Raw genomic sequence first — 13,408 nt, forward strand, 5'->3', positions numbered from 1 at the left:
CGGATGATCAATAACCTGGTGGGCGTTGCCTGTTACTACCGAGGGAGCTTCATGTCCACCGCACAGGTCCCCGACATACTGTCGCCGGAGTTCGCCGAGAATCCGTACCCGGCCTACGCGGCCATGCGTGAGCACTCTCCGCTCATCTGGCACGAGGCCACGCAGAGCTACGTCATCTCGCGGTACGCCGATGTCGAGCGCGTCTTCAAGGACAAGGAGTCGCAGTTCACGACCGACAACTACAACTGGCAGATCGAGCCCGTCCACGGCAAGACGATCCTCCAGCTCAGCGGGCGTGAGCACGCGGTCCGCCGAGCCCTCGTCGCACCGGCGTTCCGCGGCAGCGACCTCCAGGAGAAGTTCCTGCCCGTCATCGAGCGCAACTCCCGCGAACTGATCGACACCTTCCGCGCCACCGGCTCCGTAGACCTCGTGGACGCGTACGCCACCCGCTTCCCCGTCAACGTGATCGCCGACATGCTGGGCCTCGACAAGGCGGACCACGCGCGGTTCCACGGCTGGTACACCACCGTCATCGCGTTCCTCGGCAACCTGTCCGGCGACAAGGACGTCGCGGCGGCCGGCGAGCGCACCCGCGTCGAGTTCGCCGAGTACATGATCCCGATCATCCGGCAGCGCCGGGACAACCTCGGCGACGACCTGCTCTCCGCGCTCTGCGCCGCCGAGGTCGACGGCGTCCGCATGAGCGACGAGGACATCAAGGCGTTCTGCAGCCTGCTCCTCGCGGCCGGCGGCGAGACCACCGACAAGGCCATCGCCAGCATCTTCGCCAACCTGCTCACGCACCCCGAGCAGCTCGACGCCGTCCGCAAGGACCGCACGCTGATCGCCCGCGCCTTCGCCGAGACACTGCGCTACACCCCGCCGGTCCACATGATCATGCGCCAGTCGGCGACCGACGTGGAGGTGAGCGGCGGCACGATCCCCGCGGGAGCGACCGTCACCTGTCTGATCGGCGCCGCCAACCGCGACGCGGACCGCTACGCGGAGCCCGACCGCTTCGACATCTTCCGTGAGGACCTCACCGCGACGAACGCGTTCTCGGCGGCGGCCGACCATCTCGCCTTCGCGCTCGGACGGCACTTCTGCGTCGGCGCGCTGCTCGCCAAGGCCGAGGTCGAGATCGGCGTCGGCCAGCTCCTCGACGCGATGCCCGAACTGCGGCTCGCCGACGGCTTCGACCCGGTGGAACAAGGGGTGTTCACCCGCGGCCCGCAGTCCCTGCCGGTGCAGTTCACCCCCGTCACGGCGTGAACCAGGCGTCCGGGACCGGCAGTTGACCGGTCCCGGACGCGTTGTCCGCGCAGGTCTCAGTGCGACACGGGAGTGAACTGCACCGGCAGCGCGGTCAGCCCTCGCATCCAGATCGACGGGCGCCAGGTCAGCTCGCTCGGTTCCACGGCGAGCACCAGGTCGGGGAGCCGTTCCAGCAGCGTCTCCACCGCCGTACGGGCGATGACGTCCGCGAGGAGAGGCGCGGGGTACGGGCAGCGGTGCTCGCCGTTGCTGAACGACAGATGCGCCGAGTTCTCCGCGCCCACCTGCGACTCGGGCCAGATCTGCGGATCGGTGTTGGCCGCCGCGAGGCCGAGGACCAGGCAGTCGCCCGCCCGGATCTGCCGCCCGCCCAGCTGTGTGTCGCGCACCGCCCACCGGCCGATGAAGTTCTGCGTGGGTGTGTCCAGCCACAGCACCTCGTTCAGCGCCTGACCGACACTGAGCCGCCCGCCGGAGACGTTGAGGGCGAACCGCTCGTCGGTCAGCAGCAGACGCAGCGTGTTGCAGATCCAGTTGGCCGTCGGCTGCTGCGCCGCCGCGATGACGGAGATCAGGTCCTGGACGACCTCCTCGTCGGTGAGTCCCGCCGGGTGCGCCAGCATCCGTGACGTGACGTCAGGACCGGGCGACTCCCGCTTCTCCTTGACCAGTTGCTGGATCCGCGCGCCCACCCGGCCGTACGCGGCCACCGGGTCGTCGCCCTCCGCCGCGTCCAGGGAGATCCGCAGATCGTCCACCAGCTGCTCGGTGTCGGTGCTGCCCGCGGGCATCCCGCAGAACTGCACCGCCGCCCGCATCGGCAGGGCGTGCGCGAACGCGCCCATCAGCTCGGCCCGGCCGCTGCCGGCGAACGCGTCGATGAGCTGGTCGGCGATGCGCTCGCAGTCGCGGGCGAGCTCGAACTGGTCGACCGCTTCGAGGGCCTCGGTGATGACGCCCGCGCGCCGCTGGTGCTCGGCGCCCTCCGTGAACAGGACCGACGGCTGATAGCCGACGAACGGCATCAGCGGCCAGTCGGCCGGGATGTGCTCCCACTGGTTCCAGCGCCGGGAGTCCCGGGCGAACAGCTCGTCGTGGCTGGTGACATACGTGACCTCGGGATAGCCGAGGACCAGCCAGGCGGGGATGTCCCCGTCGAGCAGGACGGGCGCGATCGCGCCGTGCTCCCTGCGCAGGGACCGGTAGAGCTCCGAGGGGGTCTGCTGGTACTCCAAGCCGCTGAGGGCCACCGCGCCGGAGTGGGCGGGGCAGCCGGGCGGCGGGGTCGCGTCGGTCATGGTGTCTTCTCCCGGGCCATGGCCAGTTCGTAGAGGTGGTCGACGAGGGTGATCAGGACGTGCTTGCCGGACGACCTGACGCGCGCGTCGCAGTCGATCAGCGGCACGTGCTCGGGCAGCGTGAGCGCCTGGCGGATCTCGTCGAGGGAGAACCGCGTCCCGTCGTCGTCGAACCGGTTCACGGCGACCACGAACGGCGTCCTGTGGTGCTCCAGGCGGTCGATGGCGTACCAGGAGTCGCTCATCCGCCGCGTGTCGACGAGCACGACCGCGCCGAGCGTCCCCGAGAACAGCCGGTCCCACAGGAACCAGAAGCGCTCCTGCCCGGGGGCGCCGAACAGATAGAGCACCATCCGCTGGGTGAGGCTGATGCGCCCGAAGTCGAACGCCACGGTCGTCGTGGTCTTCGAGGCGACCCCGGCCGGCTCGTCGACGCCGACGCCGGCCTGGGTCATGACCTCTTCCGTGTTCAGCGGCCGGATCTCGCTGACGGACCGGACGAGGGTCGTCTTGCCGACGCCGAACCCGCCCACGATGACGATCTTGAGCCCGGTCTCGGCGACGTCGGCGAGCGGCGTACGGGAGGGCAGCTCAGAGGTTGCGGAGTCCATGCAGCACCTCCTTGAGAAGGGCGGAGTCGGGGAGCGAGGCGACGGACCGCGCCGCGCGCGGGTGCCGGGCGGTGATACGGCCCGTCGCGAGGAGATCGCCGAGCAGGATCCGGACCACCGTGATCGGCAGCTTCATCTCGGCGGCGATCTCGACCACGGCCGCCGGATGCCGGCACAGGTCGAGGATGCGGACGTGTTCCGACTGCATCCCCGGCGTGGGCTCACACTCGGCGACGACCAGGGTGACCAGGTCGAAGGTGTCGTCGTCGGCCCGGCTGCGGCCACCCGTGACCGTGTACAGCCGGTCCGGGGCGCCGGTGTCGACGGGCCGGCGCGTCATGAGGACGCGCTCTCGCCGTCGGCTGTCCGTGGCTCGGCCCGCAGGTGCTCGCCGATCTGCTCGACCAGCTCGCTCATCTGGTGGCCGACCACACCCGGGTCGGCGCCGTCCTCGGCGATCACCGCGAGGTGCGCGCCCTCGCCCGCCTCGACGATGAACAGCAGACCGCCGTGGAACTCGGTCATCGAGTGCCGCACGCCGCCCGTCCCGTCGCCGAACTCCACCGAGGCGCCCTGGGCGAGCGCCTGGATGCCGGAGCATATGGCCGCGAGCTGGTCGGCCTGGTCGAGGGTCAGATGCTCGCTCCAGCACAGCTTCAGACCGTCCCGGGAGAGCACCAGGGCGTGGCGCGTCCCGGGCGTTCGGTCCAGCAGGCTCTCCAGGAGCCAGGTCAGGCTGTTGTCAGTGGTCCGCATGGCGTGTGGGGCGGGTTGTGCCCGGCGAACCGGTTCACCAGCCCGTGCCTCCAATCAAACGTTCTCGTACGGGGGATGGGGGCGCCGGTGCCCGGGCGCGTGCGGGGAGCGGGGCGGGCTACTCGGCCGGCGGCTCGTCGGCCTGGCCGGGCACCTCGGGCGAGGCGCCGGGCGTTTCGTCGCGGGCACGCCGCGCGCGGTGGAAGGCGCCGAACTGCGCACCGGCGTTGCGCGGCGCACGCACCGGTTCCTCAGCGGGCCCGCCCCCTTCGGCGGGCGCGCGGTCCTTGCGGTCGCGTTCCGCCGAGGCCATGGTGCGCCCCGGCGCCCGTACGGGCAGGCCGCCCGGCGTCGCGGACGGCGGTTCCGCCTGGGCGGGAATCCCGGGCGTGGTGTCGTCGGACGCCTGCGGAGCGGGGTCCGCGGCCGCCATGGGGGCGGGGGCTGCGGCGCGGCGGACCGGAGGCTGCTGTGGGGCGGGGTCGCGCTGCTGGGCGAGCAGCTGCGGCGGAAGGAGGACCACGACGCCCGTGCCGCCGCGGGACGACGGCCGGAAGTTCACGCTGACGCGGTACTTGGCGGCGAGGCGGCCGACCACGGCGAGGCCGAGCCGGGTGCCCTGGAGCGAGGCCAGGTCCGTCTCGCGGCCCGACACCGCGGCCTCGGCCCGGCGCATGGCCGCGTCGGCCATCTTCAGGCCGCTGTCCTCGATCGTCACGACGATCCCGGCGCTGCGTTCCTCGACGTAGACGTGGACCTCGTCGATGGGCGGCGAGAAGTTCGCCGCGTTGTCCATCAGTTCGGCCAGGAGGTGCATGACGCCCTCGGCGGCGAAGCCGGCGACCGCGGCGTTCGTGGCGCAGTGGAGCCTGACCCGCTGGTAGGCGGCGATCCGGCCGACCGCGCCGCGCAGGACGCTCTCCATGACGATGGGCTTGTTCCACGCGCGGCTGGCGCGGCCGCCCATGAGGAGGGCCAGCCGGTCGGTGAGCAGGCCGAGTTGGGATGTGTTGTGGTCGAGGCGGAGCAGATCGCCGAAGACCTCTTCGCCGTGCCGGTCCTGCATCTCGCGCAGATCGGCGAGCATGCTGACCGACTTGGCCTGCACCCGGCTGAGGGCCTTGGCGCTGGCGGCCTGGGCGGCCGCTGCCCGCCTCTCGCTGGTGGCGAGTTCCCGCACGAAGGACTCGGCCAGGGTGCGCAGGTGCGCGTTGTCGGGGAGGCCGGGGCCCGACAGGACCGCGTCGGCGGTGGAGCCCTCGCGCAGCGCCGCGACGGCGGCCGGCAGGGTTGCCGTGGTCAGCTCGACCAGGTCGCGGTCGGTCCGGGCGATCCGGTGCGCCGCGTCCTGCCCGGTGGCGACGGCGGATGCCTCGCGTCGTACGGCGTCGTCCAGTTCGGCGGTGAACGCCCTGAGCATCAGGCGTAGTTGGGGATCGGCAGGCGGTGCTGTGGCTGCGAGCGCCTCCTCGGCACCCGTGCCGTCCCGCAGCCGCTTCGACATGGTGGGAAGTGTGACGTTCACGAGATGGGCGGCCTCGGCCCCACACTGCGTCAACTGCTGCTGGAGCGCCTGCGATTCACTCTGTGCGGCGTCCACGGCGGCACGGGCCCGCTGCTGGCGCAGGGCGGCCGTGATGAGGGAGGCGGCGACGCAGAGCCAGCTGATCAGGAGCGCGACGAGCACCCAGGTCCGGGCGGCTTGCGGAGCCGCGGCGGTCACCGCGCCGACGGCCGCTCCGGCCACCACGAGGACGGCGAGGGGGACAGCGAGCGTGGAGCGTGGCGACGTGGGTGTTCGGCGCGGCCTCGGGCGGGCAGGCACTGGCATTCCGCGGTCCCATCGGTGCTTGCGTGCGGGAAGGTCGTGGCCGATCGGCTCGGGTCGGCCGCACGGCCGGTCCCACCAACGGGATGGTGATCTTCCGGCACGTATGTGGCGCTCATGCTAGCCACCGCGTGCGGTGAGAGAACCGGGACAATGGACGCAGAGCGCCCGCCGGGAAAGTTCGTCGCGAAGTCGCCAGCCTGTCAGGGGACCGTGGTAGCGGATCTCGCCCGAGAGGGCGCGTCAAATAGGGACAGGCGTACGGTTGTTGGGCGCGCCTCGGGGCGAGTGGACTCAGTCCGGGCGGCGTTCACCGGCGAGTGAGCCGATGAACCGCCCTCCGGTGCGTCTCCCGCGTTACTGTCGGGGGCTGTTTTCAGCCAACCCCAGCCGGATTCGCGGTGACGTGTCAGCGATGGGGAGCCGGGGAGAGCGCCGCTCGGCCGCCCGGAATGCGGTCGATTGTCGGCAACGCACGGTTGGCCTGGGGGTGGAACGGACGTACGGCGCACTTGCCTCGAACATGACGGTTGGCGGATGGACCGGTCAGTCCTCGTGCGGGGCGCGCGTCCTGCGCCACAGCAGGTAGCCGGCCCCGCCCGTGAGCGCCGCGCCGAAGCCGATCCTGCCCAGGTCCACGCCGCCGTCCGCGGTGCTGCCGACTCCCGCGCGTGCGCCGCCGTAGTCGTCGCGGTTCAGGTTGATCGGGGTGCTCCACTGCCTGCCGTCGGGGCATGCTCCCTGCACGTTCACCTGCGACCTGGCCCCGGCCTCGCCGGCGAGGCGTGCCGTGCCCCGGTACTGCGTGCGGCCGTCCTGCCCGACCCCGCCGCCGTACTGGGGGAGCGTGATGGAGCCGCCGGAGAAGGCCTGGGAGCGGGCCGTGATGGAGCTACGCCCGCCGCCGGCGCAGTAGACCGTGATCTCAGCGGTGGACGAGGCCCCCACCGTGGACCGCGAGAGGCGCGCCTCCGCGTAGGAGTCGCGGCCCGACGAGCCCCGGTCGCGGGACCCGTCGCCCGAGCCCCGGTCGCGGGACCCGTCGCCCGAGCCCCGGTCGCGGGACCCGTCGCCCGAGCCCCGGTCGCGGGACCCGTCACCCGAGCCCCGGTCGCGGGACCCGTCACCCGAACCCTGGTCCCGGGTCCCGTCGTACGAGCCCGGGTCCCTCGTCCCGTCGTCGGATCCCTGGTCGCGGGTTCCGTCGTACGAGCCCGGGTCCCTGGTCCCGTCGTCCGATCCCTGGTCGCGGGACCCGTCGTCCGAGTCGGCGCGGCGCAAGGGGTCGGCCCGGCCCGCCGAGTCGGTCCGGCCCACCTCGCCGGGTGCGGTCACCGAGGCGGGCGCCGTGACGGGCTCGTGCGCGCTCACCGAGCCGGGCGCGAGCGCGGTCAGGCAGGCGGTTGTCGTGATGACGGTGGCTATCGGGCAGAACATGAGGCGTCTCCGGTCCCTGTGCCGCAGCGGCAGGGGGAGCTGCGGTCCTGGTCAGGACGCTAGTGAGCCCAGGCGGGTGGCGCCCGTAGGACTAGGCCGATCGGAGGTCGTCCCCGTCGGCGGCCGGTTCGCGATATCCGACCGCGGCGGCCGCCACGAGCAGGGTGCCGACGAGGAGCGGCCAGCCGAGGCCGTGGTGCAGCACGAGCAGCGCGCCGAGCGCGGCGCCCGCCGGCATGGCCACCACGGAGACGATCCGACGCCCCGCCCGCGGATCGGAGCCCCCCGCGAGCGAGGACTCCGAGGCGAGACCGGTCAGCGTCATCGTGAGGACCGTCGTGGTCATGTCCGCGAACCCGAGTTTGCGGACGGTCGCGTTGCGCAGACCCATCGCCCCGGCGAGGACGGCGATGAGCGCGTACGTCGCCTTGCCCGGCCACGCGAACGCGACGGACGTCGCCACGGCGAGCAGGACCGCCTCGGTGACGAACACCGACCGCACCCAGGCCGCCCGCGCCCGCCCGGCGAACGCTCCGGTCAGCCGCCCGGCGCACGCGGCCCCCATGAGGAACGCGCCGAGGGAGGTGAGCGACCCGAGGACGGAGAACCCTGGAGCGCCCGCCGCGGCGAAGCCGATGACGAGGACGTTGCCGGTCATGTTCGACGCGAAGACGCGGCCGAGGCCCAGATAGCTGACCGCGTCGACGAAGCCGCTCACGACCGTGAGGACCGTGAGGGCCGTGGGGAGGGCGGACCTGCGTGGCACGGGCGCGGGCTCCGCCGGTGGAACGCTGGCTTCACTCACCCGCACGACCTTACGGAGTCCAGGTCCCGGGGGCTCGCCGGATCAGGTCCGCACGGCCCACCGTTCCTCGACCTTCGCGAGCCGCCAGTATCCGATGGCGGCCGCCCAGACGACGACGAACAGGCCCACGATGATGAACCCGACGTTGTCCAGGTCGAGCCCCGCTATCCAGCCGGTCACCGAGTCCCGCAGGTCGAGCTTGTCGTGCAGGACGCCCACGAGCTCGATGGTGCCGATCAGGAACGCGACGGCGATCGAGAGGCCGGTGATGGCCAGGTTGTAGAACACCTTGCGCACCGGGTTCGAGAACGCCCACTGGTACGCGAAGTTCATGAACGTCCCGTCCAGGGTGTCGAACAGGCTCATACCGGCGGCGAACAGGAGCGGCAGGCACAGGATCGCGTACCAGGGCAGTCCGGCCGCCGCGCCGCTGCCCGCCATCACCATCAGCGTCACCTCGGTCGCCGTGTCGAAGCCGAGGCCGAAGAGGAAGCCGAGCGGGTACATCTGGCCCGGGCGGGTGATGGACTTGGTGAACCGGCCGAGGATCCGGTTCATGAACCCCCGTGAATCCAGGTGCTGTTCGAGCTCGGCCTCGTCGTACGAGCCCGCGCGCATCGCCCGGAACACCCGCAGGATCCCCACCAGGGCGACGAGGTTGAGCGCCGCGATGAGGTAGAGGAAGGACCCGGAGATGGTGGTGCCCATGACGCCGAGCGTCTGATGGGTGGCGGACCCCTCGTTCATGATCCGCCCGGCGAGCTGGGTGCCGCCGGCGATCAGCGCGGCGAGCACGACCACCACGCTGGAGTGGCCGAGCGCGAACCAGAACCCCACCGACACCGGGCGCTTGCCGTCGGCCATCAGCTTGCGGGTGGTGTTGTCGATCGCGGCGATGTGGTCCGCGTCGAACGCGTGCCGCATCCCCAGGGTGTACGCGGTGACGCCGAGGCCGATGCCGAAGGCCTTCGACCCCACCTCGTAGTGCTCCGGCACGACGAGCAGGAACAGCACGCCGAACGCGACGACATGGAGTGCGGCGATCACCGCGAGGAGCCCGGCGGTGCGGACGGTGTCCTCGCGCCGCCAGTGGAACGCGTCGCGTCCGGTCGCCGGGGACTTTACGGGCAGGGTCATGCGGTCACGCTCCAACACCTCGTGGAATCACTTCGTGAGATGCCGTGGCCGGTCTCCTGGCTGACGGGTGTCCGCGTCCGCCCCGGCCTTCCCAGCTGCGCGCGGCAGCCAGTGGCGTGGTGGGGCGAGGCGTCCCGAGTCGTCTCGTTGCCGAGGGACCCGGGGCCCGATCACAGTGGCGAGGGCCGCTTCGGTCTGGGTCTTTTGAGGGACCGTCACCGAATTCCCGAGCACCACGGCCCGCCCACAGTAGAGGCCGGTCGGTGACGCCTGCAAGGCTGCACAGCTGCGTAGGTGTGCGCGGGTATTCAAGATCACATCGGTGGCTGCGAGGATGGGGCCATGCATCTCGTCCCTGCCGAGCGCGCCGACCGCCGCACGATCGACGGCCACCGGGTCTGCGAAGCCATCGCCGCCATCGGTGAGCCAGGACATGTCCGCGCCTGGGCCGACCGGTTCTCGCTGCTCGCCGATCCCCGCCGCCTCGCGCTGCTCCTCGCGCTGTACCGGGCGGGGCCGCTGGCCGTGTCGGATCTCGCCGTCGCGACGGGCATGAACGACCCGGCGGTCTCACAGGCGCTGCGGCTGCTGCGCGCGGCCGGAGTGGTCGAGGGGGAGAAGGAGGGCAGGATCGTGCGCTACCGCGTCGTCGACGCGGCGACCGCGGACCTTCTCAAGCACTGCGCGACGGACGGCGCGCACTGACACGTGCGCGCCGTCGTGGCCTGCCGCTCCGTCCTTCAGTCCTGTCGGCCGTCGGCCCGGCGGCGCGCGGCGGTGATCTCCGCGTACGTGAGGTCGCGCCCCTCCCAGTGCGAGCCCTCGGCGGACTTGCCGGGCTCCAGGTCCTTGTAGACCTCGAAGAAGTGCGTGATCTCCAGGCGGTCGAACTCGGGGATGTCCTCGATGTCCTGCACGGAGGTATGGCGCGGATCGTGCGCGGGCACGCACAGGACCTTCTCGTCCATGCCCTTCTCGTCCCGCATCACGAACATGCCGATGGCGCGGCACTCGACGGTGCAGCCGGGGAACGTCGGATCGCCCACCAGGACGAGCGCGTCGAGCGGATCGCCGTCGCGCCCCAGCGTGCCCTCGATGTATCCGTAGTCCGCGGGGTACTGGGTGGAGGTGAACAGCATCCGGTCGAGTCTTATCCGGCCGACGGAATGGTCCATCTCGTACTTGTTGCGGGAGCCTTGGGGGATCTCCACGGTGACGTCGAACGCGTGGACCGCGTCGGTGCCGTGGGCTGCGTCGGTGTGTCGGACCTCGTTGTCCAAGCCAGCCTCCTCGTCCACCCCGAGTGTCCTCCCGGGAGTGCGGGCGCGTCAGCCGATCGGGAACTCCAATTCGGGCCTGTCCCACATCACGGCGGGCGGGTCGGCGGCGGCCGTGCCGGTGAGTACGGCTCCCACGCTGCGGTAGAAGCCCTCGGCGGGCGGGTGCGAGACCACGCGGACCGAGGTGAGCCCTGCCGCGCGCGCCTCGTCCTTCATATGGGTGACGAGCAGCCGCCCGATGCCGAGTCCCTGCGCCGCGTCGGCGACGAACATCAGGTCGAGCTCCGGCGGCACCAGCGTGAGCGCGTAGAAACCGAGCACCAGGTCATCGGTGCCGACCGCGACGAAGACACGATGGGCCTCGATGTAGTCGGGCCCCACCCGGTAGCCGGCCACCATCGACGCGTACGGGGCCTCGTAGGCGCGCGACGTGCGGACGAGCCGGGTCAGCCGCTTGGCGTCACGGGCGGTCGCCCGGCGCACCCGGATCGTCCCGCCGTCCCCCGCGCTCTCCGTGGCGGTAATGCTCGAAGTCATAGTGAGAGTATTACGCATCCTGTCGCGCCGATCGACCCGGGGCGGTGCCTGCCGGCTCACGCGGTGGGAACGGTGGACTGCACCTGCCGCAGGAACGTCGCGTTGTCCGGTGTCTGCCGGATCCGCTCGACGAGCGTCTCGAGCCCCGCGTGTCCGTCCCGCGACCGAAGCGCCCGCCGCAGACCGCGTACGACCGTCAACTCGGCCTCGGTCAGGAGGAGTTCCTCGCGGCGCGTGCCGGACTGGGCGAGGTCGACGGCGGGGTGGACCCGGCGCTCGGCGAGGCTGCGGTCGAGACGGATCTCCATGTTGCCCGTGCTCTTGAGCTCCTCGAAGAAGTAGTCGTCGGCGCGGGAGCCGGTGTCGACGAGCGCGGTGGCGAGGATGGTGAGCGAGCCGCCCTCCTCGGCGAGCCTCGCCGCGCCGAAGAACCGCTTGGGGCCGATCAGCGCGGAGGAGTCGACACCGCCGCTGAGCGTGCGGCCGCCGGACGAGGCCGTGTTGTTGTGGGCGCGGCACAGGCGCGTCAGGGAGTCCAGGAGGATCACCACGTCACGCCCGTCCTCGACGAGCCGCTTGGCGCGCTCGACGGCGAGTTCGGCCAGCGCGACATGTGCCTTCGCAGGCTGGTCGAAGGTCGAGGCGAAGACCTCGCCGCGCACCGAGCGCCGCATGTCGGTGACCTCCTCCGGACGTTCGTCGAGGAGCACCACCATCAGATGGGCCTCGGGGTGGTTCGTGGCGACGGACGCGGCGAGCTGCTGGAGCAGCACCGTCTTGCCGGTCTTGGGCGGCGCCACGATCAGCCCGCGCTGCCCCTTGCCGATGGGGGTGAACAGGTCGACGACGCGAGGCGTCACGCCGCCCTTCGCGGTTTCGAGACGCAGGCGCTGCCGCGGGTGCAGGGGAGTGAGGTCGCCGAACTCGGGCCGCCCGCGCAGCTCCCGCACGGGGTGCCCGTTGACGCGCTCGACCTCGGTGAGGACGCGGGGCCTGCCGCACGTCCCCTGGATCAAGTCGCCCTTGCGCAGGCCGAGTCGGCGGATCAGGGCGGTCGGCACCTGGACGTCGTGCGACGTCGGCAGGAGGTCGGCGAGGCGCAGGAACCCGGGACCGTTGCCCGAGGTGTCGAGGACGCCCGCGGCCTGGACCGCGGCCTCCTTCGGCTGCGTCGTGAACGCCTTTGTGGTGGTGGGGGGTTCGAGTGTGGTGGTCATCGGAATCGGTCCTTTCGAGGACGTTCGCACGAGAGCATGAATGAGGTGGGATCCGGCGGGATCGGGGCGGTGACTGCACGCCCCGCGAGGCGGGCGGGCGAAGAGGCCCGTGAAAACCCGGAGAAGCCTGTGGCCGGGAAGAAGCGATGCGGGGTACGGCGCGTCGGCGCCGCCTGGCGCATCGCTGACATCGATTCGACGAATCCCGCTGGAGCGGTGATTCGGAGAGGGAGACTGGCACCGGCGCCGAAAAGGCGGCTAGCACACGTGCCACTCGCACTGTAACACCATGTCGGCGCCGTCCCGCAAGGGCTTACGTCACGGGCCGCGGTGCCAAACCGGCCCGGAAGCCCGGCTCGAACCCTTCACCACAGCCCCTGTGGCCCCGGGCGCGGCCTATGCTGAGCCACGATGTTCGCCCCCGAAGGCCCCACCGTCCGCGAGCTCGCCGTCCAGGCGCTGTCCTCCGTGGAGCACGGCTACGACCTGCTCGCCCCCAAGTTCGACCGCACGCCGTTCCGCACGCCCCGGTCGGTCCTCGCACCGGTCACCCGTGCCCTGCGCCGCATGGGCCCCTTCGAGCGCGGACTCGACCTGTGCTGCGGGACCGGCGCGGGGTTCGGCGTGCTGCGGCAGGTGTGCCGCGAGCGGCCCGTCGGGGCCGACATCAGCGCGGGCATGCTCACGGCGGCCCGCGCGGCCCACACGAGCGGCGCGGACCTGGTGCGCGCCGACGCCCTCGCGCTGCCTTTCGGGCCGGCCTTCGACCTGGTCGTCAGCTTCGGGGCGTTCGGCCACTTCCTGCCACGGCAGCGGCCCGCGCTGTTCGCCCAGGTCCACTCCGTGCTGAGGCCGGGCGGGCGCTTCGCGTTCCCGGTGCCGGCGCCCGCGCGGCCCGGCTCCCTCGGCTACTGGTCGATGCTGGCCTTCGACGGCGCGATGCGGGTCCGCAACGCGCTGTGGCGGCCGCCCTTCGTCATGTACTACCGCGGCTTCCGCCTCGGCGACGTACGCAGTGAGCTGGCCGCGGCCGGTTTCGTTGTGGAGCTCCAGGCGCTGCCCGAATTCGGCGAGCGCTCCGACGGCAGCCCCCGGTGCCGCCTCCTGGTGGCCACGAAGACCGGCGCGCCCCGCTAGGGCCTTTCGTTCAGGGCCTTTCGTTCGGATCGTGCCGGGCTCGCAGGGCCTGGCACCGCGCCTCGCGGCGCTGTCGTCGTACGCCGG

The 13,408-nt window shown here is 71.8% G+C and carries 14 protein-coding genes and 1 riboswitch; of the genes, 3 read left to right on the forward strand and 11 right to left on the reverse strand.

Annotated elements, in window-relative coordinates; all coding sequences use genetic code 11:
• The first annotated feature begins 51 nt into the window (after window positions 1-51).
• Window positions 52-1,275: a cytochrome P450 gene (locus tag ACZ67T_RS18310; RefSeq protein WP_469985142.1), complete on the forward strand. Its 1,224-nt coding sequence runs from the start codon at window positions 52-54 to the stop codon at window positions 1,273-1,275.
• A 56-nt stretch (window positions 1,276-1,331) separates the two neighbouring features.
• Here the strand turns inward: ACZ67T_RS18310 and ACZ67T_RS18315 are convergent, their stop codons facing one another.
• The 8 genes from ACZ67T_RS18315 to nicT all read right to left on the reverse strand — a co-directional run bounded on the left by ACZ67T_RS18315 (window position 1,332) and on the right by nicT (window position 9,150).
• Complete coding sequence (locus tag ACZ67T_RS18315) at window positions 1,332-2,576, reverse strand: cytochrome P450 (RefSeq protein ID WP_100597278.1); 1,245 nt, start codon at window positions 2,574-2,576, stop codon at window positions 1,332-1,334.
• Window positions 2,573-3,187 (reverse strand): GTP-binding protein, encoded by a 615-nt coding sequence (locus ACZ67T_RS18320; protein ID WP_469985144.1) that lies wholly within the window; start codon window positions 3,185-3,187, stop codon window positions 2,573-2,575. Before ACZ67T_RS18320 ends, ACZ67T_RS18315 begins: the two co-directional genes overlap by 4 nt.
• A complete protein-coding gene (locus ACZ67T_RS18325) occupies window positions 3,168-3,527 on the reverse strand; it encodes a DUF742 domain-containing protein (RefSeq protein ID WP_469985146.1) in 360 nt (119 codons plus the stop codon). The genes ACZ67T_RS18320 and ACZ67T_RS18325 overlap by 20 nt, the downstream gene beginning before the upstream one ends.
• Window positions 3,524-3,943, reverse strand: a complete 420-nt coding sequence (locus tag ACZ67T_RS18330; RefSeq protein WP_399972425.1) for a roadblock/LC7 domain-containing protein — start codon at window positions 3,941-3,943, stop codon at window positions 3,524-3,526. The genes ACZ67T_RS18325 and ACZ67T_RS18330 overlap by 4 nt, the downstream gene beginning before the upstream one ends.
• A 118-nt stretch (window positions 3,944-4,061) precedes the next feature.
• The gene (locus tag ACZ67T_RS18335; RefSeq protein ID WP_469985147.1) at window positions 4,062-5,774 is read right to left on the reverse strand and encodes a sensor histidine kinase; all 1,713 of its coding nucleotides are present in this window, start codon (window positions 5,772-5,774) and stop codon (window positions 4,062-4,064) included.
• A 543-nt stretch (window positions 5,775-6,317) separates the two neighbouring features.
• Window positions 6,318-7,208 (reverse strand): hypothetical protein, encoded by an 891-nt coding sequence (locus ACZ67T_RS18340; protein WP_469985149.1) that lies wholly within the window; start codon window positions 7,206-7,208, stop codon window positions 6,318-6,320.
• Window positions 7,209-7,299: 91 nt separating this feature from the next.
• Window positions 7,300-8,013: a YoaK family protein gene (locus ACZ67T_RS18345; RefSeq protein WP_469985151.1), complete on the reverse strand. Its 714-nt coding sequence runs from the start codon at window positions 8,011-8,013 to the stop codon at window positions 7,300-7,302.
• 42 nt (window positions 8,014-8,055) lie between these two features.
• A complete protein-coding gene (gene nicT / locus ACZ67T_RS18350; protein ID WP_469985152.1) occupies window positions 8,056-9,150 on the reverse strand; it encodes a Nickel transporter NicT in 1,095 nt (364 codons plus the stop codon).
• Window positions 9,151-9,179: 29 nt separating this feature from the next.
• Window positions 9,180-9,403: riboswitch (cobalamin riboswitch) on the reverse strand.
• Between the two features lie 89 nt (window positions 9,404-9,492).
• Between nicT and ACZ67T_RS18355 the strand changes: the two genes are divergently transcribed.
• Window positions 9,493-9,855, forward strand: a complete 363-nt coding sequence (locus tag ACZ67T_RS18355; RefSeq protein WP_406109020.1) for an ArsR/SmtB family transcription factor — start codon at window positions 9,493-9,495, stop codon at window positions 9,853-9,855.
• A 35-nt stretch (window positions 9,856-9,890) separates the two neighbouring features.
• On the opposite strand, the gene ACZ67T_RS18360 is transcribed toward ACZ67T_RS18355, so the two are convergent.
• Genes ACZ67T_RS18360 through rho form a run of 3 tightly spaced genes read right to left on the reverse strand, consistent with a single transcriptional unit; the run spans window position 9,891 to window position 12,184 of the window.
• On the reverse strand, window positions 9,891-10,430 hold the full coding sequence (locus ACZ67T_RS18360) for an inorganic diphosphatase (RefSeq protein WP_469985154.1): 540 nt from the start codon (window positions 10,428-10,430) through the stop codon (window positions 9,891-9,893).
• A gap of 48 nt (window positions 10,431-10,478) precedes the next feature.
• Window positions 10,479-10,967: a GNAT family N-acetyltransferase gene (locus ACZ67T_RS18365; protein WP_469985155.1), complete on the reverse strand. Its 489-nt coding sequence runs from the start codon at window positions 10,965-10,967 to the stop codon at window positions 10,479-10,481.
• A gap of 56 nt (window positions 10,968-11,023) precedes the next feature.
• Window positions 11,024-12,184, reverse strand: coding sequence for a transcription termination factor Rho (rho, locus tag ACZ67T_RS18370; RefSeq protein WP_469985156.1), 1,161 nt, complete (start codon window positions 12,182-12,184; stop codon window positions 11,024-11,026).
• A gap of 411 nt (window positions 12,185-12,595) precedes the next feature.
• Here rho and ACZ67T_RS18375 point away from each other — a divergent pair, with 411 nt between their 5' ends.
• Window positions 12,596-13,321 carry a class I SAM-dependent methyltransferase gene (locus ACZ67T_RS18375; RefSeq protein ID WP_469985158.1) on the forward strand — a complete coding sequence of 242 codons (726 nt, stop codon included), beginning with the start codon at window positions 12,596-12,598 and terminating at the stop codon, window positions 13,319-13,321.
• The last annotated feature ends 87 nt before the right edge of the window (window positions 13,322-13,408 follow it).

This window comes from Streptomyces sp. NPDC107517 (assembly GCF_055582645.1).

Coding starts and splice junctions, on each gene's coding strand:
- nicT (WP_469985152.1), bottom strand. CDS start 9,150: ATGACCCTGCCCGTAAAGTCCCCGGCGACCGGACGCGACGCGTTCCAC.
- ACZ67T_RS18320 (WP_469985144.1), bottom strand. CDS start 3,187: ATGGACTCCGCAACCTCTGAGCTGCCCTCCCGTACGCCGCTCGCCGAC.
- ACZ67T_RS18340 (WP_469985149.1), bottom strand. CDS start 7,208: ATGTTCTGCCCGATAGCCACCGTCATCACGACAACCGCCTGCCTGACC.
- ACZ67T_RS18315 (WP_100597278.1), bottom strand. CDS start 2,576: ATGACCGACGCGACCCCGCCGCCCGGCTGCCCCGCCCACTCCGGCGCG.
- rho (WP_469985156.1), bottom strand. CDS start 12,184: ATGACCACCACACTCGAACCCCCCACCACCACAAAGGCGTTCACGACG.
- ACZ67T_RS18325 (WP_469985146.1), bottom strand. CDS start 3,527: ATGACGCGCCGGCCCGTCGACACCGGCGCCCCGGACCGGCTGTACACG.
- ACZ67T_RS18375 (WP_469985158.1), top strand. CDS start 12,596: ATGTTCGCCCCCGAAGGCCCCACCGTCCGCGAGCTCGCCGTCCAGGCG.
- ACZ67T_RS18355 (WP_406109020.1), top strand. CDS start 9,493: ATGCATCTCGTCCCTGCCGAGCGCGCCGACCGCCGCACGATCGACGGC.
- ACZ67T_RS18365 (WP_469985155.1), bottom strand. CDS start 10,967: ATGACTTCGAGCATTACCGCCACGGAGAGCGCGGGGGACGGCGGGACG.
- ACZ67T_RS18330 (WP_399972425.1), bottom strand. CDS start 3,943: ATGCGGACCACTGACAACAGCCTGACCTGGCTCCTGGAGAGCCTGCTG.
- ACZ67T_RS18335 (WP_469985147.1), bottom strand. CDS start 5,774: ATGCCAGTGCCTGCCCGCCCGAGGCCGCGCCGAACACCCACGTCGCCA.
- ACZ67T_RS18310 (WP_469985142.1), top strand. CDS start 52: ATGTCCACCGCACAGGTCCCCGACATACTGTCGCCGGAGTTCGCCGAG.